Genomic DNA, 18,431 nt, shown 5'->3' on the forward strand with positions numbered 1-18,431 from the left:
CGCCTCCGTCCCCAGACAGGAGCACACCGTGCCGGACCGTGACCTCGCCGCCTTCGGCGCCCACACCACCGCCGCCGAGGTCGTGGCGGGGCTCGACCTCCGGGGACGGACCGCCGTCGTGACCGGGGCCGCCTCGGGCATCGGCGTCGAGACGGCCCGAGCGCTCGCCGGGGCCGGTGCGACCGTGACCCTGGCGGTCCGCGACGTCGAGGCCGGACAGCGGGTCGCGGCGGACATCGCCCGCACCACCGGACGCACCGCGCCCGACGTCGCCGAGCTCCACCTCGACCGCCCGGCCTCCGTGGAAGCGTTCGCGGCGTCGTGGTCCGGCCCCCTCGAGGTCCTGGTCGCCAACGCCGGGGTGATGGACAGCCCGGAGTCGTACACCTCGGCCGGGTGGGAGACGCAGTTCGCCACGAACCACCTCGGGCACTTCGCGCTGGCCCTCGGGCTGCACGAAGCGCTCGCCGCGGCGTCCGGTGCGCGGATCGTCTCGCTGTCGTCGAGCGGGCACGGCAGCTCGCCGGTCGTGTTCGACGACCTGTTCTTCCGGCGTCGCCCGTACGAGCCCGGGCTCGCCTACGCCCAGTCCAAGACCGCCAACGTGCTCTTCGCCGTCGAGGTCGGTCGACGATGGGCCGCCGACGGGATCACGGCGAACGCGTGCATGCCCGGAGGGATCTGGACGGGGCTGCAGAAGCACTGGGACCCGAAGGTGCTCGCGGCGACGAAGGTCTCCGCGGCGGACGTCGTCAAGTCCCCGGAGCAGGGCGCGGCGACGTCGGTGCTCCTCGCCACCGCTCCGGAGCTCGACGGCGTGAGCGGCCGGTACTTCGAGGACTGCCACGAGGCAGCCGTCGTCGACCGCATCGCCGACGGGCTGCACGGGGTGCTCCCGTGGGCGCTCGACCCGGCCGCCGCCGAGCGGCTCTGGGACGTCTCGGTCGCGTTGCTCGACGCCGAGGCACGAGCTCGGCGCTGACCGAGGCTCAGGCCCCGATGGTCTCCGGCAGGCCCACGGAGGCGCGCATCGCCCTCCGCACGTCGGCCTCGGCCGGCAGGAGCTCGTCCTGGTCACCGCTCAGGAAGAACCGGATCTGCCCGAGGGCCTGCTCGGCGAGCATGTCGAGCCCGTTCAGCACGCGCCCGCCGGCGTCCGCCCACCGGGTGGCGACGGCGGTCGGCCAGGGCTCGTAGGCCACGTCGAAGAGCACCGCGTCCGGCCCTGACGGCACGAGGTCGAGCGTGTCCGCCGCACCCCCGGGCAGCGTCGAGACGACGAACCCGTGACGGCTCCCCGGCAGCTCGGTCAGCGGGAGCACCTCGAGCGAGACCCCGAGCCGCACGGCCAGGTCGACGAGGTGTCCGGCCTTCGCGGTGTCGCGGAGGAACACCCGCACGAGCGACGCCCCGAGCCGCACGGCCGCGGTGAGGGCGCTCGCCGCGGTCGCACCGCCGCCGAGGACGGTCGCCTCGCCGGGGAGGTGTCCGAGCGCCTCGACCGGGCGCACGATCCCCTCGACGTCGGTGTTCGCGCCGGACCGCAGGACGGTGTCGCCGACCGTGCGGAACGCGATGGTGTTCGCGACGCCGAGCTCGTCGACGAGCGGGGTCGTCCGGTCGAGCATCGGCAGGACCTCGCGCTTGAGCGGCATGGTCAGGCTCAGGCCGCGCCAGTCGGGACCCAGCCCCGCGACGAACGCGTCCAGTCCGCCGGACGCGACCTCGTGCCTCCCGTACGTGAACGGCACCCCGAGCACGTCGTAGGCCGCTGCGTGCAGCGTGGGGGAGAGGGAGTGGGCGATGGGGGAGCCGAGCACCGCGAGGCGGGTCCGGGAGGGGTCGGAGTACATGTCCCCGTCAGCCTATCCAGGCGTGTTCCGCGCCGAGCGCTTAGGTTAGGCTTACCTTTGTGATCCGAACTCCCTCCCGCTTCCGCCGAGCGCTCGCCGCTGCCGGCGCCGTCGTCGCAGCGTCCCTCGTCCTCGCCGGGTGCGCCTCCGGCTCCGGTTCGTCGTCCGACGACGCCGCGACCACGTCCGCCGACGGCCAGTTCCCGGTGTCCATCACCACCGCCCTCGGCACCACGAAGATCGACTCGCAGCCGAAGCGCGTCGTCGCCCTCGGCTGGGGCGACGCCGAGACCGCGCTCGAACTCGGCGTGCAGCCCGTCGGCGCGAGCGACTGGCTCGCGTTCGGTGGCGACGGCGTCGGGCCGTGGCTCAAGGGCGCGTACACGAAGTCGCCGAAGATCATCCAGACGCTCGAGCCGAGCTACGAGGACATCCTCAAGCTCAAGCCCGACGTGATCCTCGACGTGAAGTCGTCGGGTGACAAGGACCGCTACGCGAAGCTCTCCGCGATCGCACCGACGGTGGCGATCCCGAAGGGCGGCGAGAACTACCTCGCCTCGACCGAGCAGCAGACCACGATGATCGCGAAGGCGCTCGGCAAGGAGGCCGCGGGCAAGAAGCTCCTCGCCGGCCTCGACGACGCCTACGCCGCCGCCCGCAAGGCGCACCCGGACTTCACGGGCAAGTCGGCGGTCGTCGGCGCCTACACGTCCGAGGGCTTCGGGGCCTACGCCTCGACGGACAGCCGCTCGACGTTCATGCGGAACCTCGGCTTCACGATCCCGAAGGCGATCGACGAGCAGGCCGGCAAGGCGTTCTCGGTGCACCTGTCGGACGAGAACCTCGACCTGCTGGACGCCGATCTCACGCTGATCCTGCCGATCTACGTCGAGGCGTCCAAGGCCGAGTCCGACCCGCTCTTCCAGAAGGTGCCGTCGGTCGAGGCCGGGCACGCCATCGTGTTCGACGACCCGGACGTGTCGTCGGCGTTCTCGATGGGGACCACCGCCGCGATCGAGTGGGCGCTCGAGAAGCTGCCGGACGAGTTCCAGGCGAAGCTCGGCTGACGCCGACGCGGAACGACGGGAGGCGCGGTGCCAGCTGGCACCGCGCCTCCCGTCGTCCTGCGGTCGCGTCCCGAGCCGGCGTCCGGCCCGTCGCGACGCTGCGGTCAGGCGCCGAACGTCGAACCGAGGAACGCGAAGAGCAGAGCGATCAGCGGGAACGACCCCTGCACGAACGCGGAGTTGAGGTACCGGCGACCCGTCCCGAGCAGGACCACGGCGGCACCGAGCATCGACGCCGTCGAGAACACCACGAGCGTCCACCCGGTGGCCCCGTTGCCCGTGACGGCGAGCACCACACCGAGGATCGCGCCGATCGCGAGGAACAGGTTGTAGAAGCCCTGGTTGAACGCCATCGAGCGGGTGGCCTGGACCTCGGTCTCGGACGACAGGCCGAAGATCTTCCGCACACGGGGACTCGTCCACGCGACGGACTCGAGGAAGAAGATGTACACGTGCACGAGGCCCGCGAGGACCGCGAACACGCACGAGATCACGAGCAGGACCGACATGGTCCCCATTCTCGCAGTTCCGAAGGCGTGCTCAGTTCCCGCTCAGGTTCCGGTCGCCGGCCGCCCACGTAACCGACACCTGCCGAGCGGTCGCGGCCGTTAGGCTCGGGGCATGAGCGACGACGACACCACGCCCCAGTACGACCCGGCGGCCGTCGCCGAACTGGCCAGCATCCGCCAGAGCATCGACAACATCGACGCCGCGGTCATCCACATGCTCGCCGAGCGCTTCAAGTACACCCAGCGGGTCGGTTACCTCAAGGCAGCAGCGGGGATGCCGGCGGCCGACCCGGGCCGCGAGCAGATCCAGGTCGCACGACTCCGGTCCCTCGCCGCCGAGTCGCACCTCGACCCCGCCTTCGCGGAGAAGTTCCTGAACTTCATCGTCGCCGAGGTCATCCACCACCACGAGCAGATCGCCGGCGGCGACGAGTGAGCGACGCGCTCCCGACGCTGCTCGTCGGCTCGTACACGGCCACCGGCGGCGGGAACGCGACGGGCATCTCGATCGTGCCCGGCGGACCGGTCGGGGGTGCGGACGGCGGCGCGCCGACGGCTCGCACAGTCGCGGTCATCGACGACCCGTCGTTCCTGGCCGTCTCCGGTGACCGGGTCTACGCCGTGTCTGAGACGGCCGACGGCGGTGTCTCGGCCTTCCGCCTGGGAGGCTCGTCGCTCGAGCACCTCTGGGACGCTCCGGCCGGCGGCGACGCCCCGTGCCACGTGCGCGTCGACCCGTCCGGTGCGCTCGTCGTCACCAACTACGTCTCCGGTACCGTCACGGCGGTCTCGCTCGCCGCAGCGGAGTCGCACGCCGCGTCGGTCCTCGGCAGCGACGGGCTGATCGGCGCGCACGGCAGCGACGACCAGGTGACGGTGCCCGCGTCGGCGCTCGTCACCGAGGTCCTCCCCGACGCCACCGGCCCCGTCGAGGACCGGCAAGAGGGCCCGCACGCCCACCAGTCGACCGCGACGCCGGACGGCACCGTGCTCGTGGCGGACCTCGGCGGCGACGCCCTGCACGAGTTCCGGATCACGGACGCCCCGAGCATCGAGCAGGTCCGCGTCCACCACGTCACCCCTGGTGTCGGACCGCGGCACCTCGCCTGGTACGAGGGCGACCTCATCGTGGCCGGTGAGCTCGACGGCCGGGTCCACCGCCTCCGCCGCGACGGCTCGGGGTCGTTCGTGTCGGTGGCCTCCGCGGCGACCTTCACCGGCGAGGTCGGCGAGTCGCTCCTCAGCCACATCGAGGTCGACGACGCCGGGCGCGTGTACGTCGCGGTGCGCGGGCGCGACCTCGTGGTGGTGCTCGACGCATCCGACGGCGGGCTGTCGCTCGTGGGATCGGCGTCCTCCGGTGGAGTGTGGCCCCGGCACTTCGCACGGGTGCCCGGGTTCCTCCTCGTGGCGAACCAGATGTCCGACGCCATCGCGGTCCTGCCCCTCGGCGAGGACGGTGTCCCGGGCGAGGCCGTCGCGCAGATCGCGGTCGGCACGCCGGCGTGCGTCGTCCCGGTCGTCGTGCCGGTCTGAGTCCGACCCCATGGACGCGTCCTACACCCTCGTCCCCGGCCCGCCTCCCCTCGACGACTACCTCCGGCTGCGCCGTGACTCCGGCCTGACGCCGAAGAACGCCGACCAGGGCGCCGGAGCGATCGCCGGCAGCTGGTCCGCCTGCCACGTCCTCGATCCCGACGGGCGGCCCGTCGCGATGGGCCGGACGATCGGCGACGGCGGCTGGTACTTCCACATCGCCGACATCGCGACCGACCCGGCGCACCAACGCCGGGGGATCGGTCGTGCGGTGGTCGCCTGGCTCGTCGCGGACATCCGCTCCCGGGCGCCCCGTGGCGCGTACGTCACCCTCGTCGGCGACCCGCCCGGGCAGCGGCTCTACCGATCGCTCGGCTTCGACGACGTGGCACCGAGCCTCGGGATGGCGCTGCTGACCGACTGACCGGCCGGCCGGGTGGTCAGGACTCGATGACGTTCTCGAACGGTCGGCCCTCGGCCAACGCGGCCACCTGACGGCGCATCAGCTCGATCGACCGCGGCACGCTGAGGTCCGTGTTGCCGCCGACGTGCGGCGTCAGGACCGTGTTCGGCGTCGTCCAGAGCGGGTGCCCGTCGGGCAGGGGTTCGGGATCGGTGACGTCGAGCGCTGCCGAGAGCCGTCCGGACCGCAGCTCGGCGACGAGGGCATCGGTGTCGACGACCTTGCCGCGGGCGACGTTCACCACGAGGGCGCCGTCGGGCAGCGCGGCGAGCAGGTCGGCGTCCACCAGCCGTTCGGTCTCGTCCGTCAGCGGGGCGATGAGCACCAGGACGTCGGTGGTCGCGGCGAGCTCCGGGAGCTCGCCGAACGCGTGGACCTGCCGGCCGTCCTGCTCACGCGCGGTCCGCGCCACCACGGTGACCTCGGTGCGGAACGCCTCGAAGCGGGTCGCGATGGCGGACCCGATCGCGCCGTAGCCGACCACGGTCACGCGACGGTCGGCGAGGGACCGGGTGGTCCGGGCGTCCCAGACGCCGTTCGCACGGTCGGCCTGGAACGCCCCGAGCTCGCGCAGCGACGTCAGCGCGAGCCCCACCGCGAGTTCGGCGGTCTCGTCGTCGTGGATGCCGCGGCCGTTCGCGAGCTGCGCGTGGCCGGGGACGTGCGGGACCGCGTGCTCGTACCCGGCGCTCGGCAGCTGCAGGAGCCGCAGGTTCGGCAGGTCGTGCACGTACTGCCACCGGTGCCGCCCACCGAAGTAGAACGGCAGGAACGCGATGGCCACGTCGTCGGGGCGTCCGTACGGTGCCTCGACGTCCCACACGTCGAGCTCGATGCCCTCCGGCACGGGGCCGAAGCGATCGACGAGTCCACGGAACGGCAGGGTGACGACGGGCATCAGTCGGTGCCCGTCGTCGTGGCGCTCCGGTCCGACCCGTTCAGGAGTCGGTCCGCGGCGAGAACGAGCCGTGGTCGTCGAGCGGACCCCGACCGACGTAGCCCTCGGTCACGTCCTCGACGATGACGTCCCCGAAGCGGCTCGGGAGCGTGGCGCCGTGGGTGCCGCGCAGCTCGTCGATCGTCGCCTCGAACGCACCCTGGACCTCGAGCGACCCGCTCGTGGCGTCCGTGACACCGATGCGGAGCACCGGGAAGCCGCGGCCGTCGCAGAGGCCCTGGAAGCGGACGTCGTCCTCGCGCCGGACGGTCACGATGACGCGGCCGGTCGACTCGGAGAACAGTGCGGTGGCGGTGTCGACGCCGTCGCGGGCCTCGAGCTCGTCGAGCACGACGCGGGCGCCGAGCCCGAACCGGAGCACCGACTCGGCGAGTGTCTGGCCGAGGCCGCCGTCCGCCAGGTCGTGGGCGCTCGTGAGCAGCTGCTCGTTCGCCGCGGCGTGCAGGAGGTCCGCGAGGGCCTTCTCACGCTCGAGGTCGACCGCCGGCGGACGGCCACCGAGGTGCCCGTGCACGGTGCCGGCCCAGGCCGACCCGTCGAGCTCGAGCGACGTGGTGCCGAGCAGGTAGATGTTGTGGCCGTCGTCCTGCCAGCCGGAGGGCACGCGCAGCGCGACGTCCTCGATCACGCCGAGGACACCGACGACCGGGGTCGGGTGGATCGGGGTCGTGCCGGTCTGGTTGTAGAACGACACGTTGCCGCCCGTGACCGGGATCCCGAGTTCCATGCAGCCGTCGGCGAGGCCCTCGACCGCTTCGGAGAACTGCCACATGACCTCGGGGTTCTCGGGGGAGCCGAAGTTCAGGCAGTCGGTCACGGCGGCCGGGACGGCACCGGTGACGGCGACGTTCCGGTACGCCTCGGCGAGGGCCAGCCGGGCGCCCTGCTTCGGGTCGAGCTGGCAGTAGCGGCCGTTCGCGTCGGTGGCGATCGTGACGCCGAGCCCGGTCTCCTCGTCGACGCGGATCATGCCGCCGTCGTCGGGGAAGGAGAGCGCCGTGTTGCCGAGCACGTAGGTGTCGTACTGGTTCGTCACCCAGTTCTTCGACGCCAGGTTCGGGGAGCCGAGCAGCTGCAGGAACTGCGCCTTGAGGGCGGGGCCGTCGGCCGGGCGGTCGAGCGATGCAGCCGAGTCGGCCTGCAGCGCGTCGATCCAGGTCGGGTAGGCCACAGGGCGGTCGTAGACCGGGCCGTCGACGGCGACCGTGCGCGGGTCGACGTTCACGATCTCCTGGCCCTGCCAGTCGATGACGAGCCGGCCGGTGCCGGTGACCTCGCCGAGGACGCTGGTCTCGACCTCCCACTTGCCGACGACGCTGAGGAACTCGTCGAGCTTCTCGGGGCGGACGACCGCCATCATGCGCTCCTGGCTCTCCGACATGAGGATCTCCTCGGCGGTGAGCGTGGGGTCGCGCAGCAGGACGTCGTCGAGCGAGATGTGCATGCCGCCGTCGCCGTTCGACGCGAGCTCGCTCGTGGCGCACGAGATGCCGGCGGCACCGAGGTCCTGGATGCCCTCGACGAGTTCCTTCTGGAACAGCTCGAGGCAGCACTCGATGAGCACCTTCTCGGCGAAGGGGTCGCCGACCTGGACGGCGGGACGCTTGGTCGGACCGCCCTCGGTGAAGGTGTCGGACGCCAGGATCGACGCGCCGCCGATGCCGTCGCCACCGGTGCGGGCACCGAAGAGCACGACCTTGTTGCCGGCACCCGAGGCGTTCGCGAGGTGCAGGTCCTCGTGGCGGAGGACCCCGACCGCGAGGGCGTTCACCAGCGGGTTGCCCTGGTACACCGGGTCGAAGTAGGTCTCGCCGCCGATGTTCGGCAGACCGAGGCAGTTGCCGTAGAACGAGATGCCGCCGACCACACCGTGGACGACGCGCTGCGTGTCCTCGTGGTCGATCGCGCCGAAGCGGAGCTGGTCCATCACGGCGACCGGGCGGGCACCCATCGAGATGATGTCGCGGACGATGCCGCCGACACCGGTCGCGGCGCCCTGGTACGGCTCGACGTAGGACGGGTGGTTGTGCGACTCGACCTTGAAGGTCACCGCCCAGCCGTTGCCGACGTCGATGACACCGGCGTTCTCGCCCATGCCCACCATGAGGTTCTTCGTCATCTCCGGCGTGACCTTCTTGCCGAACTGCCGGAGGTAGTTCTTCGAGGACTTGTACGAGCAGTGCTCGGACCACATCACGGAGTACATCGCCAGCTCGCCCGAGGTGGGGCGGCGGCCGAGGATCTCGCGGATCTTCGCGTACTCGTCGGCCTTCAGCCCGAGCGCCTCGTACGGCTGCTCCTTGTCGGGCGTGGCTGCGGCGTCCTGGACGGTGTCGGGCTTCGGGCGGACGTGTGTCGTCACGGTGGTGTCGTTCCCTGTCACTGGAGTCGTGTTCGTCGGCGTGGTCGTCACTTGACGAGCGTCGACTCGATCACGGAGGTGAAGAAGGTGAGGCCGTCCGTGCCGGAGGCCATCGCCGCGGGGGTGTCCGGGCCGAACCCGGGCTCCGTCGCGTGCTCGGGGTGCGGCATCAGGCCGACGACGTTGCCGCGCTCGTTGGAGACGCCCGCGATGTCGTCGATCGACCCGTTCGGGTTCACGCCGACGTAGCGGAACACGACCTGGCCGTTGTCCTCGATGCGCTTGATCTCGTCGGCGTCCGCGACGAAGCGGCCGTCGGCGTTCTTCAGCGGGATGGTGATCTCCTGCTGGGCCGTGAAGCCGCTCGTCCACGCCGTGGCGGTGGTCTCGACGCGGAGCTTCTGGTCGCGCCGGATGAACTGCTGGTGCGCGTTGCGGGTGTGCGCGCCCGGGACGAGTCGCGCTTCGGCGAGCATCTGGAAGCCGTTGCAGATGCCGAGCACGGGCATCCCCTTGCCGGCGGCGTCGATGACCTCGGCCATGATCGGGGCCTTCGCCGCGATCGCACCGGCACGCAGGTAGTCGCCGTAGGAGAACCCGCCGGGGAGGACGATCGCGTCGACGCCCTGCAGGTCGTGGTCGCCGTGCCAGAGCGCGACGGGGTCGGCGCCGGCGAGGCGGACCGCGCGCTGGGCGTCGCGGTCGTCGAGCGAGCCCGGGAACGTGATGACGCCGATGCGCACCGGTGTCACTCGCCTTCGACCGTCACGGACACGACGTCCTCGATGACGGCGTTGGAGAAGACGTCGGCGGCGATCTCGCGGACCTCGGCCAGCTTCTGGTCGTCGACCGGGCCGTCGACGGCCACCTCGAAGCGCTTGCCGATGCGGACGTTGGTCAGGTCTGCCTTGCCGAGACGGGCGAGGGCGTTGCCCACCGCCTTGCCCTGGGGGTCGAGGATCTCGGCCTTCGGCATGACCTCGACGACGATCGTTGGCACGTGTTCACTCCAGCACTTCGGGGATGGGTGGGACGCGAACAGTCTACGGGGCGCGCGCGGCGCGTCGGACGCGCTTGCACTCGGTTGTTCGAAGGCGTACATTCCACTTGGAATAATCGGTACGGACCAGTCCAGGAGGCACGGATGGCGTCGCTCACACCCCTCGCGTTCGCCGCGCTCGGGCTCCTCGCGGAGTCACCCATGCATCCCTACGAGATGTTCCAGACGATGCTGCAGCGTCGCGAGGACCAGAACGTCAAGGTCCGACCCGGCACGCTCTACCACCAGATCGGTCGCCTGGTGGACCTCGGCTACGCCGAGGCGCTCGGCACCGCGCGCGAGGGCAACCGACCGGAACGCACCACCTACGCGATCACCGACCACGGGCGCACCGCGCTCGAGGACGGCCTCCGCCGGATGATCGCCGAGCCCGCCGACGAGTACCCGGAGTTCCAACTCGCGGTCTCGCACGTCGACAACCTGAGCGCCGAGGACGCGGCGACCGCTCTGCGCGCCCGCGCCCGCGCACTCCGGGCGGAACGCGAGCAGTACGACGAAGCCGCCACGGGCCTCCAGGCCAAGCGTCTCGCGGACCGCTTCTGGCTGGACGTGTCGTACGTCCGTGCCATGCTCACCGCGCAGATCGAGTGGCTCGACGCCGCGGCCGACCGGATCGCGAGCGGCGACATCCCCTGGGACGGCCCGGCCGTCCCCACCGACACAGGCACCACCACGAACAGCAAGGAACCCACTCGATGACCTCCGTCTCGACCACCACCGAGAAGAAGCCGTGGCCGGCCCTCTGGGCCCTCGTCGTCGGCTTCTTCATGATCCTCGTCGACTCGACGATCGTGTCCGTCGCGACGCCGACCATCGCCGCGAAGCTCGACGCCAGCATCAACTCCGTCATCTGGGTGACGAGCGCCTACCTGCTCGCCTACGCCGTGCCGCTCCTCATCACCGGCCGGCTCGGTGACCGCTTCGGCCCGAAGGTCATGTACCAGATCGGGCTCGTGGTGTTCACGCTCTCGAGCCTCTGGTGCGGGCTCGCCGGCTCGATCGAGGTGCTCATCGTGGCCCGTGTGGTCCAGGGGCTCGGTGCGGCGATGATGACGCCGCAGACGATGGCCGTGATCACGCGCATCTTCCCGCCGCAGAACCGCGGCGCGGCGATGGGCCTCTGGGGTGCCGTCGCCGGTGTCGCCTCGCTCGTCGGTCCGATCGTGGGCGGCCTGCTCGTCGACGGCTTCGGCTGGGAGTGGATCTTCTTCGTCAACGTCCCGGTCGGTGTGGTCGCGTTCGTGCTCGCGCAGCGCTTCGTCCCGTCGTTCGACCGGCACGGGCACCGCTTCGACACCCTCGGCATCGTCCTGAGCGCCGTCGGCATGTTCCTGCTCGTCTTCGGCATCCAGGAAGGCGAGACCTACGACTGGGGGACCATCACCGGCCCGATCTCGGTCTGGTCGCTCATCATCGCCGGTATCGTCGTGCTCATCGCCTTCGTGGTGTGGCAGGGCGTGCAGAAGGGTGAGCCGCTCCTGCCGCTCGGCCTCTTCAAGGACCGGAACTTCACGCTCGCGAACATCGCCATCACCGCGGTCGGCGTCGCCATCTCGTCGTTCGCCCTGCCGATCATGCTCTGGGCGCAGGACGTGCTGACGTTCAGCCCGACCCAGGCGGCGCTGCTCCTCGTCCCGCAGGCCGTGCTCTCGGCCGGCCTCGCCCCGCTCGTCGGCAAGAACCTCAACCGGTGGAGCCTCCGTTGGGTCGCGGCGTTCGGCCTCGCCTGCTTCTCCGGCGCGCTGTTCTGGTTCGGGGCGCTCCTGGCCTCGGGTGCCGACTGGGGCTGGGTGCTCCTGCCGTCGACGCTCCTCGGCCTCGCGAACGCCTGCATGTGGGGGCCGCTCTCGGTCTCCGCGACGCGCAACCTGCCGCCGAAGCTCGCCGGCGCCGGCTCGGGCGTCTACAACACCACGCGGCAGATCGGCGCCGTCCTCGGCTCGGCCGGCATCGCGGCGCTGATCGAGGCGCGGATCACGGCCAACTTCCCGGCGTCCACCGGCGGCACGAGCGCCGGCGGTGCGGAGCAGCAGGTCGGGGCGCTCCCGGCCTTCCTGCAGCAGCCGTTCGCCACCGCCATGGGGCAGTCGCTCGTCCTGCCCGCCGTGGTGCTCGGCATCGGGATCGTCGCCGCGCTGTTCCTGGCGAAGCCGAAGCAGACCGTGGCGTGGCAGCAGACCGGCGGCACGTCCGACGGGTCGCCCGCGTCTGCGTCCGACGGCAGCGTGGTGGGGGCCGAGCAGCGTCACGGTGTCCACGCCGCGGCACCCGCGCCGGAGACCGCCGAGGCCGAGCTCGCCGCGACCGACCACCACGGGCGGCACGCCGACGCCTAGTCCGAGCCAGCCCGGAGCCCCGGAGCCCCGTGTCGCACTCGTGCGGCGCGGGGCTCCGTCGCGTGCGGGGCGACTTCGCGACAAGACGCGCCGTGATCGACTCGTGGAACGTCGTTCTCTGCGCGTGCATCCACTGCGTGTGCACACGACGGACACCGACACCGACACCGCGTCACCCGCGGCGCTGCAGGTGCGCCCGGGTGAGCTCCGCCATCTCCTCGTCGGTGAGGGCGTCGACGGTGCGGGCCTCGCGGCGATCGGACCGCTGCCACCGGATGAACAGCGAGATGAGCACCGGCACGTCCGCGACCTCGGCGATGAACCACAGCAGGTCCCCGGCGAGGTGCTGGTCGCGCAGTGGCGACGGGAACCACGGCTGCCCGACCGCCGCCGTGACCGACCCGTCGAGCACGTGGTTCGTGATCCGGAGCACGATGCCCGGGATCGCGTCCGCCATGAGCTCGACGAACGCGAGCAGGAACTCCATCGTGACGAACGTCGACGAGCGGAGGATCCCCGGCTCGGACAGCGGGGTCAGCAGGGCGAACCCGAGCATCGGCATGAACACCGTGATCGCCGTCGCCCAGACCGGGGACTCGCGGATCGTCGCCGAGAACGGGGTGAGCAGCACGCAGAACAGCGCGAGGGCGATCAGCGGCGACACGACCGCGTTGCCGAGGACCCGTGCCGGACGCGATGCGAGCGCTGCGGAGGCTGCCTGCGCGAGACGAGCCGGGCCTCCCGAGCGGAGCAACGAGACGGGCGCGGCGAACGCGGCGAAGGTGGGGACCGCGAAGAAGAGCAGGGCCAACCGCAGCACGAACGCCCACCGGAGGTCCTGGTCGTGGATGCCGACGATCCCGAACTGCAGGATGCCGAACAGGACGAGCGCCCCGACGAAGGCGAGCGTCCGCCACCACGGCCACCGGGTGCCCCGCCTGGCGGCACCGACGACCCACCAGCCGTAGGTGACCGCGGCCACGGCGATGAGGACGGCCGCGAGCGGGTCGAGGTGCCACGTGCTCCAGAACTCGGGTGTCGACGGCGTGGGGTGCCTCCTCGAGGATCGTGCGGCCGACCACAATCCTCCGCCCGGTACGCACCCCGGAGCAGCCCCTGCCGGTGAGAACCGGTTCAGATCCGGGCGGCGCTCCGGGTCGGCACGGTCCTCGTCAGGAGCCGGACCCCCACCGGCACGGCCAGTGCACCGAGCAGGGCGACCCCGAACGACAGGTGCAGCTGCATCACCGCGAAGGCCGGCCCGATCGTGCAGAGCGCCGCGACGGCGAGCACGGGCCAGGCCGGGCGATCGGTGCCGGGGACGAGCCGGGGGAGCGGCCGGTCGAACCGACGCAGCGCCCGGGCGGTGCCGAGGGCGACCGCGAGGAGGACGACGAGGGCCACCCCACGGGTCGCCCACCACGTCGGCGACCCCGGCGCCGGGAACGGCACGCCGACGAGCAGGGCGACCCCGTTCAGCGCGATGAAGAGCGGCAGGTGCCAGAGGTAGATCGTCATCCCGTCCCGGCCGAGCAGGCAGACGGCGCCCTGGGCCGCGCGGGTGCGCATCAGCCGGGTGAGCGGGGCGTGCACGACCTGGACGAGGCAGGCCTGGGCGATCGCCAGCACGGCGAGCGGGAGCATCGGCGGGTTGAGGTCCTGCAGCATGTCCGGAGCCCAGAGCCCGATCGACGTCAGGGGCACGAGCACGCCGTACCCGGCCGCGGCGACGGCGACGAGCAGCACGCGCGATCGTCGGGCGAACCAGCCGTCGGCCCAGAGGAAGCCGAGCTGCTGCGCGAAGAGCCACACCGGGCCGAGGTTGAGGAGACCGACCTCTGCCGTCCCGGTGGCGAACCGCACGCCGTCGACGGCCGCGGCGAGCACGAGCAGTGCGCCGAGCGTGCACCACGGAGCGCGTTCGTGGAGTCGCACCATGACCGGCACGCAGCACTGGGTGATCCCGTACGCGGCGAGGAACCAGAGCGGGGAGCCGATGCCGAACGCAACCTCGGCGAGGAGCTCCGGCGGCGTGCCGAGCAGCGTGGCGACGCCCAGCCCGAGCGCGAGCACCGCGAAGAGCGGGATCGCCGGCCGGAAGAGCCGCACGAGCCGCGTCGCCACGAAGTCCCGCGCGCCGCCGCCCCGCGCGACCGTGGAACGCCACCCCACGGCGCTGGCGAAGCCGCCGACCACGAAGAAGAGCGGCATCACCTGGCCGATCCAGGTCGCGGCGACGTACCAGGGGAGTTCCTGGAGCGGACTCGTCACCGCGATGCCGTCCGCCCCCGCGGCGACACCGACCATCGTGACGTGCACGAAGACGACGAGGACGACGCAGGCCGTCCGGATGAGGTCGACGACCAGGTCCCGCTGCGCGATGATCCCCCGGACGTCCTGAGCGCTGTGCGCCTGCTGCGGCAGGCCCTGCTGCATGGACATGTCGGGACGGTAGCGCGCGTTCCCACCCTCCCAGCGTCGTTCCAGCCGATCGCGACCGGATCGTGACACATCGTATTCCGCCAGGGGCATGCGACTGGCATGCGTCCGGCATGCTTCCCGCACGTCGCGCCGCTGCGGACGAGCTCCGGGAGGCGCGGGTCGCGCCGGTCGCTCGGCCCGCCCGCGCCCCGGGTCGGCTCAGGCCCGCGGTACGTCGGGCTCCACCGTCGCGTCGTCCGCGCGTGACGTCCGTCCGATCCGACCGACCGCTCCCGCGACGACGGCGCCGAGCACGGGGAAGACCAGGAACACCCACCACTGCGCGAGCCAGTCCGGCCCCGCGAACACCGCGGTGGCGAACGACCGCGCCGGGTTCAGCGACGCGTTCGAGATCGGGATGAGCGTCAGCAGCAGGATCGTGAGGGTCGCGCCGATGACCACGGGCGCCGGGACCGCGCTCCCGCGGGCTCCGGTCACGCGGAGGATCACCGTCACGAAGACGGCCGTCGCGATCGTCTCGGCGAGGGCGACGCCGAGCAGGGTGGAGCCGCCGGGACTCTGCGCGTCGAAGCCGTTCGAGGCGAAGCCGCCGTCGAGCGTGCCCTGCAGCGCGGTGGCCGGTCCGAGTCCGGCGAACAGGACGAGGACGGCAGCCCCGGCCGTGCCGCCGACGAACTGGGCGACGAGGTACGGGCCGACGTCCGCCCACCGGTGCCGGCCGGCGACCGCGAGGCCGATCGTCACCGCGGGGTTGAAGTGTCCCCCGCTGACGGGACCGAACGCACTCGCGCCGATCATCACCACGAGGCCGAGGGTGAGCGCGACCCCGAGCAGCCCGATCCCGAGCGTGTTGTGCTCGTCGGGGAACACGGCGGTGGAGGTGGCGGCGCCGACGAGGGCGAACACGAGCAGGAAGGTCCCCGCGGCCTCGGCGACGAGGCGGGCGGGGAGTGCGGCGGGGACGGGAGTGACTGGTGGTGCATCTGTCATGCCCCACCGTTCGCGCTCGACCATCGGATCGCCTGGTGTACAGTGGCGGTGTTGTCTTGATCTCTGCAAAAGAAAGGCTCAGCATGGACGTCGACGCCGACCTGCTCCGCGCCTCCGGTCTCCGGGTCACGACACCACGGCTGGCGGTCCTCCGCGCGACGGAGACCATGCCGCACGCGACCGCCGACGACATCGTCACCGCGCTCGCCGCCGAGCTGCCCACCACGAGCCACCAGGCGGTGTACGGCGTCCTCGCAGCACTGACCGGCGTCGGACTGGTCCGGCGCATCGAGCCCGCGGGCAGCCCCGCCCGGTACGAGCGACGGACCGGCGACAACCACCACCACATCGTCTGCACGATGTGCGGCGCGATCGAGGACGTCGACTGCGCCGTCGGCCACGCGCCCTGCCTCACCCCGTCCGAGACGCACGGCTTCGCCGTCACCACGGCCGAGGTCACCTACTGGGGCATCTGCGAACAGTGCGCCGCCGCCGAACGCGACGACACCGTGGCCGTCCCGGCCTGACCGCCGACACCCCGACCCGGGGACGACCGCAGTCGTTCCCGCTCCCGGCACCGAACCGGGACCACGAGCAACCCGAGCACCCCTGACCGAACCAACCGTTCCACCCAAGGAGGAACCGTGTCCGACCAGAACACGACGCCCGGCCAGCCGGCCGGCACCCCCACCACGACCACCAACTCCGGCGCGCCGGTGTCGAGCGACCAGCACTCCATGGGTGTCGGCGCCGACGGCCCCCTCGCGCTGCACGACCACTACCTGGTCGAGAAGCTCGCCCAGTTCAACCGTGAGCGCGTCCCGGAGCGGGTCGTCCACGCCAAGGGCGGCGGTGCCTTCGGTACCTTCACCGTCACGCAGGACATCAGCAAGTACACCCGTGCCGCGTTCCTGCAGCCGGGCAAGCAGACCGAGATGCTCGCCCGCTTCTCGTCCGTCGCCGGCGAGCAGGGCTCCCCGGACACCTGGCGCGACCCGCGCGGCTTCGCGCTGAAGTTCTACACCGAAGACGGCAACTACGACCTCGTCGGCAACAACACCCCCGTGTTCTTCATCCGCGACGGCATCAAGTTCCCCGACTTCATCCGCTCGCAGAAGCGCCTGCCGGGTTCGCACCTGCGCGACCACGACATGCAGTGGGACTTCTGGACCCTGTCGCCCGAGTCGGCTCACCAGGTCACGTGGCTGATGGGCGACCGTGGTCTGCCGGCATCGTGGCGCGAGATGGACGGCTTCGGCTCGCACACCTACCAGTGGATCTCGGCCTCGGGCGAGCGCTTCTGGGTGAAGTACCACTTCCTCACGGAGCAGGGCCACAAGACCCTGACGCAGGAGGACGCCGACCGCATCGCCGGCGAGGACGCGGACTTCCACATCCGTGACCTGCACGCGGCCATCGAGCGCGGCGACAACCCGCGCTGGACCCTCAAGGTGCAGGTCATGCCCTACGCCGACGCCGAGGGCTACCGCTTCAACCCGTTCGACCTGACGAAGGTGTGGCCGCACGCGGACTACCCGCTCATCGAGGTCGGCACGATGGAGCTCAACCGCAACCCGGAGAACTACTTCGCGCAGATCGAGCAGGCGACCTTCGCCCCCTCGAACTTCGTCCCCGGCATCGCGGCGAGCCCCGACAAGATGCTCCTCGCGCGCATCTTCAGCTACGCGGACGCGCACCGCTACCGCGTCGGCACGAACCACGCGCAGCTGCCCGTGAACGCCCCGAAGAACGAGGTGCACTCGTACTCGAAGGACGGCGCGATGCGCTTCGACTTCCAGAAGTCCGAGGTCCCGGTCTACGCGCCGAACTCCCTCGGCGGTGCGCACGCCGACCCGGCCGCGACCGACGAGACCCCCGGCTGGGAGTCCGACGGCGCGCTGCAGCGCTCCGCCGCGACCCTCCACCCCGAGGACGACGACTTCGGTCAGGCCGGCACCCTGGTGCGCGAGGTCCTCGACGACGCCGCCCGTGAGCGCCTGGTCGGCAACATCGCCGGGCACGTCTCGAAGGTGACGCGCGACGACCTGCGCGAGCGGGTGTTCGCCTACTGGACGAACGTCGACGCCGACCTCGGCGCGCGCGTGCGCGCAGCGGTCGCGCCGAGCGCGCCCGGTTCGAACGAGGACCCGGAGAAGGTCGCGGTCGAGGCGTAAGCCCCGCTCTCACCAGACGGGAGGCGCGGTGCGGGTCGGACCCGCACCGCGCCTCCCGTCTGTCGTCCCGTCCTAGACCTGCTGGCCGTTCAGCCAGATCGGGCCGGCCGGCCAGTCCTCGAGCCGCTTCGCCACGGGGAGCACCATCCAGCCGCCCTGATCGGTCATCGGCAGCCCGGCGCCCTCGGCCGTGAACGCCGTGTAGTCCGCGACGACGTCGTCGAACACGTGCCAGCCGAGGTTCGCGTAGAACGGCACCCGGTTCTCACCGGCGCCGAGGAACCCGTACGGCACCGCCAGCCCCTCGAGTACGGCATGCGCACGCTCCATCAGGTCGCGGCCCTTGCCGGTGCCCTGCAGTCGTGGCGACACCGCGACGAGGCCGGTGTCGCCGACGAGCACGTCCCGGCCGCCGACGGTGATGAACATCCGGCGGATCCCGACGTGGGCGAGGACGACGTCGTCGGCGTCACGGGCGAGCACGCGCCGCTCGGGCTGCATGCCCGCCCAGCTGCGGCCGCCCACGTACCAGTGCGACCAGTCGGGGAACGCCTGCCCCAGGAGCGCTGCGATCGCCTCGTGGTCGGGGAGCGACAGCGTGCTCTCCTCGACCACCTCCCACCGGATGTCCTCAGTCACGGGTCCATCCTGCCGGAGACCGCCCGTCCCGGTGCGTGGTGG

At 71.7% G+C, this 18,431-nt stretch carries 19 protein-coding genes; 9 read left to right on the forward strand and 10 right to left on the reverse strand.

What is annotated here, in order from left to right:
- The first annotated feature begins 28 nt into the window (after positions 1-28).
- Complete coding sequence (locus BIV03_RS02075; RefSeq protein ID WP_071294458.1) at positions 29-982, forward strand: SDR family NAD(P)-dependent oxidoreductase; 954 nt, start codon at positions 29-31, stop codon at positions 980-982.
- Between the two features lie 7 nt (positions 983-989).
- Here the strand turns inward: BIV03_RS02075 and BIV03_RS02080 are convergent, their stop codons facing one another.
- Entirely contained in the window at positions 990-1,853 is an 864-nt protein-coding gene (locus BIV03_RS02080) for a shikimate dehydrogenase (protein WP_070417026.1), read from the reverse strand.
- A gap of 59 nt (positions 1,854-1,912) precedes the next feature.
- Between BIV03_RS02080 and BIV03_RS02085 the strand changes: the two genes are divergently transcribed.
- Positions 1,913-2,920, forward strand: a complete 1,008-nt coding sequence (locus BIV03_RS02085) for an iron-siderophore ABC transporter substrate-binding protein (protein WP_071294459.1) — start codon at positions 1,913-1,915, stop codon at positions 2,918-2,920.
- 104 nt (positions 2,921-3,024) lie between these two features.
- Here BIV03_RS02085 and BIV03_RS02090 read toward each other — a convergent pair whose 3' ends face one another.
- Entirely contained in the window at positions 3,025-3,429 is a 405-nt protein-coding gene (locus BIV03_RS02090) for a DUF1304 domain-containing protein (protein ID WP_083295407.1), read from the reverse strand.
- Positions 3,430-3,541: 112 nt separating this feature from the next.
- Here BIV03_RS02090 and BIV03_RS02095 point away from each other — a divergent pair, with 112 nt between their 5' ends.
- The 3 genes from BIV03_RS02095 to BIV03_RS02105 are packed head-to-tail and all read left to right on the forward strand — an operon-like array spanning position 3,542 to position 5,389.
- A complete protein-coding gene (locus BIV03_RS02095) occupies positions 3,542-3,865 on the forward strand; it encodes a chorismate mutase (protein ID WP_070417024.1) in 324 nt (107 codons plus the stop codon).
- The gene (locus BIV03_RS02100) at positions 3,862-4,965 is read left to right on the forward strand and encodes a beta-propeller fold lactonase family protein (RefSeq protein ID WP_071294460.1); all 1,104 of its coding nucleotides are present in this window, start codon (positions 3,862-3,864) and stop codon (positions 4,963-4,965) included. Before BIV03_RS02095 ends, BIV03_RS02100 begins: the two co-directional genes overlap by 4 nt.
- Before the next feature lie 10 nt (positions 4,966-4,975).
- Positions 4,976-5,389: a GNAT family N-acetyltransferase gene (locus tag BIV03_RS02105; protein WP_071294461.1), complete on the forward strand. Its 414-nt coding sequence runs from the start codon at positions 4,976-4,978 to the stop codon at positions 5,387-5,389.
- 16 nt (positions 5,390-5,405) lie between these two features.
- Here the strand turns inward: BIV03_RS02105 and BIV03_RS02110 are convergent, their stop codons facing one another.
- From BIV03_RS02110 to purS, 4 genes are read right to left on the reverse strand one after another with little or no spacing between them, the layout of a single operon-like run.
- Positions 5,406-6,326, reverse strand: a complete 921-nt coding sequence (locus BIV03_RS02110; protein WP_071294462.1) for a 2-hydroxyacid dehydrogenase — start codon at positions 6,324-6,326, stop codon at positions 5,406-5,408.
- Positions 6,327-6,366: 40 nt separating this feature from the next.
- The gene (gene purL, locus BIV03_RS02115; RefSeq protein ID WP_229085404.1) at positions 6,367-8,748 is read right to left on the reverse strand and encodes a phosphoribosylformylglycinamidine synthase subunit PurL; all 2,382 of its coding nucleotides are present in this window, start codon (positions 8,746-8,748) and stop codon (positions 6,367-6,369) included.
- 47 nt (positions 8,749-8,795) lie between these two features.
- Complete coding sequence (gene purQ / locus BIV03_RS02120) at positions 8,796-9,491, reverse strand: phosphoribosylformylglycinamidine synthase subunit PurQ (RefSeq protein WP_031263015.1); 696 nt, start codon at positions 9,489-9,491, stop codon at positions 8,796-8,798.
- A gap of 5 nt (positions 9,492-9,496) precedes the next feature.
- Positions 9,497-9,748 (reverse strand): phosphoribosylformylglycinamidine synthase subunit PurS, encoded by a 252-nt coding sequence (gene purS / locus BIV03_RS02125; RefSeq protein ID WP_070417019.1) that lies wholly within the window; start codon positions 9,746-9,748, stop codon positions 9,497-9,499.
- Between the two features lie 144 nt (positions 9,749-9,892).
- On the opposite strand from purS, the gene BIV03_RS02130 reads away from it, so the two are divergent.
- Together BIV03_RS02130 and BIV03_RS02135 are read left to right on the forward strand one after the other, a co-directional pair.
- Complete coding sequence (locus BIV03_RS02130; RefSeq protein WP_071294463.1) at positions 9,893-10,507, forward strand: PadR family transcriptional regulator; 615 nt, start codon at positions 9,893-9,895, stop codon at positions 10,505-10,507.
- Positions 10,504-12,144, forward strand: a complete 1,641-nt coding sequence (locus BIV03_RS02135; protein ID WP_254790689.1) for a DHA2 family efflux MFS transporter permease subunit — start codon at positions 10,504-10,506, stop codon at positions 12,142-12,144. Before BIV03_RS02130 ends, BIV03_RS02135 begins: the two co-directional genes overlap by 4 nt.
- A 172-nt stretch (positions 12,145-12,316) precedes the next feature.
- Here BIV03_RS02135 and BIV03_RS02140 read toward each other — a convergent pair whose 3' ends face one another.
- From BIV03_RS02140 to BIV03_RS02150, 3 genes are all read right to left on the reverse strand, one after another.
- Complete coding sequence (locus BIV03_RS02140; protein WP_083403150.1) at positions 12,317-13,126, reverse strand: cytochrome c oxidase assembly protein; 810 nt, start codon at positions 13,124-13,126, stop codon at positions 12,317-12,319.
- A 152-nt stretch (positions 13,127-13,278) separates the two neighbouring features.
- Positions 13,279-14,586 carry an acyltransferase gene (locus BIV03_RS02145; RefSeq protein WP_175475673.1) on the reverse strand — a complete coding sequence of 436 codons (1,308 nt, stop codon included), beginning with the start codon at positions 14,584-14,586 and terminating at the stop codon, positions 13,279-13,281.
- A gap of 198 nt (positions 14,587-14,784) precedes the next feature.
- Complete coding sequence (locus BIV03_RS02150) at positions 14,785-15,576, reverse strand: aquaporin (protein WP_071294506.1); 792 nt, start codon at positions 15,574-15,576, stop codon at positions 14,785-14,787.
- An 83-nt stretch (positions 15,577-15,659) separates the two neighbouring features.
- On the opposite strand from BIV03_RS02150, the gene BIV03_RS02155 reads away from it, so the two are divergent.
- The gene (locus BIV03_RS02155) at positions 15,660-16,103 is read left to right on the forward strand and encodes a Fur family transcriptional regulator (RefSeq protein ID WP_070417017.1); all 444 of its coding nucleotides are present in this window, start codon (positions 15,660-15,662) and stop codon (positions 16,101-16,103) included.
- Positions 16,104-16,220: 117 nt separating this feature from the next.
- Complete coding sequence (locus BIV03_RS02160; protein ID WP_071294464.1) at positions 16,221-17,750, forward strand: catalase; 1,530 nt, start codon at positions 16,221-16,223, stop codon at positions 17,748-17,750.
- A 72-nt stretch (positions 17,751-17,822) separates the two neighbouring features.
- On the opposite strand, the gene BIV03_RS02165 is transcribed toward BIV03_RS02160, so the two are convergent.
- Positions 17,823-18,389, reverse strand: coding sequence for a GNAT family N-acetyltransferase (locus tag BIV03_RS02165; RefSeq protein WP_071294465.1), 567 nt, complete (start codon positions 18,387-18,389; stop codon positions 17,823-17,825).
- Positions 18,390-18,431 lie beyond the last annotated feature (42 nt).

This window comes from Curtobacterium sp. MCBA15_016, from assembly GCF_001865105.1.
Taxonomy (GTDB): domain Bacteria; phylum Actinomycetota; class Actinomycetes; order Actinomycetales; family Microbacteriaceae; genus Curtobacterium.

Excerpts from the sequence above, each read along its gene's own strand:
- BIV03_RS02130 (WP_071294463.1), top strand. The coding sequence starts at position 9,893 with ATGGCGTCGCTCACACCCCTCGCGTTCGCCGCGCTCGGGCTCCTCGCG.
- BIV03_RS02105 (WP_071294461.1), top strand. The coding sequence starts at position 4,976 with ATGGACGCGTCCTACACCCTCGTCCCCGGCCCGCCTCCCCTCGACGAC.
- BIV03_RS02095 (WP_070417024.1), top strand. The coding sequence starts at position 3,542 with ATGAGCGACGACGACACCACGCCCCAGTACGACCCGGCGGCCGTCGCC.
- BIV03_RS02135 (WP_254790689.1), top strand. The coding sequence starts at position 10,504 with ATGACCTCCGTCTCGACCACCACCGAGAAGAAGCCGTGGCCGGCCCTC.
- BIV03_RS02150 (WP_071294506.1), bottom strand. The coding sequence starts at position 15,576 with ATGACAGATGCACCACCAGTCACTCCCGTCCCCGCCGCACTCCCCGCC.
- BIV03_RS02090 (WP_083295407.1), bottom strand. The coding sequence starts at position 3,429 with ATGTCGGTCCTGCTCGTGATCTCGTGCGTGTTCGCGGTCCTCGCGGGC.
- BIV03_RS02145 (WP_175475673.1), bottom strand. The coding sequence starts at position 14,586 with ATGTCCATGCAGCAGGGCCTGCCGCAGCAGGCGCACAGCGCTCAGGAC.
- BIV03_RS02110 (WP_071294462.1), bottom strand. The coding sequence starts at position 6,326 with ATGCCCGTCGTCACCCTGCCGTTCCGTGGACTCGTCGATCGCTTCGGC.
- BIV03_RS02080 (WP_070417026.1), bottom strand. The coding sequence starts at position 1,853 with ATGTACTCCGACCCCTCCCGGACCCGCCTCGCGGTGCTCGGCTCCCCC.
- BIV03_RS02155 (WP_070417017.1), top strand. The coding sequence starts at position 15,660 with ATGGACGTCGACGCCGACCTGCTCCGCGCCTCCGGTCTCCGGGTCACG.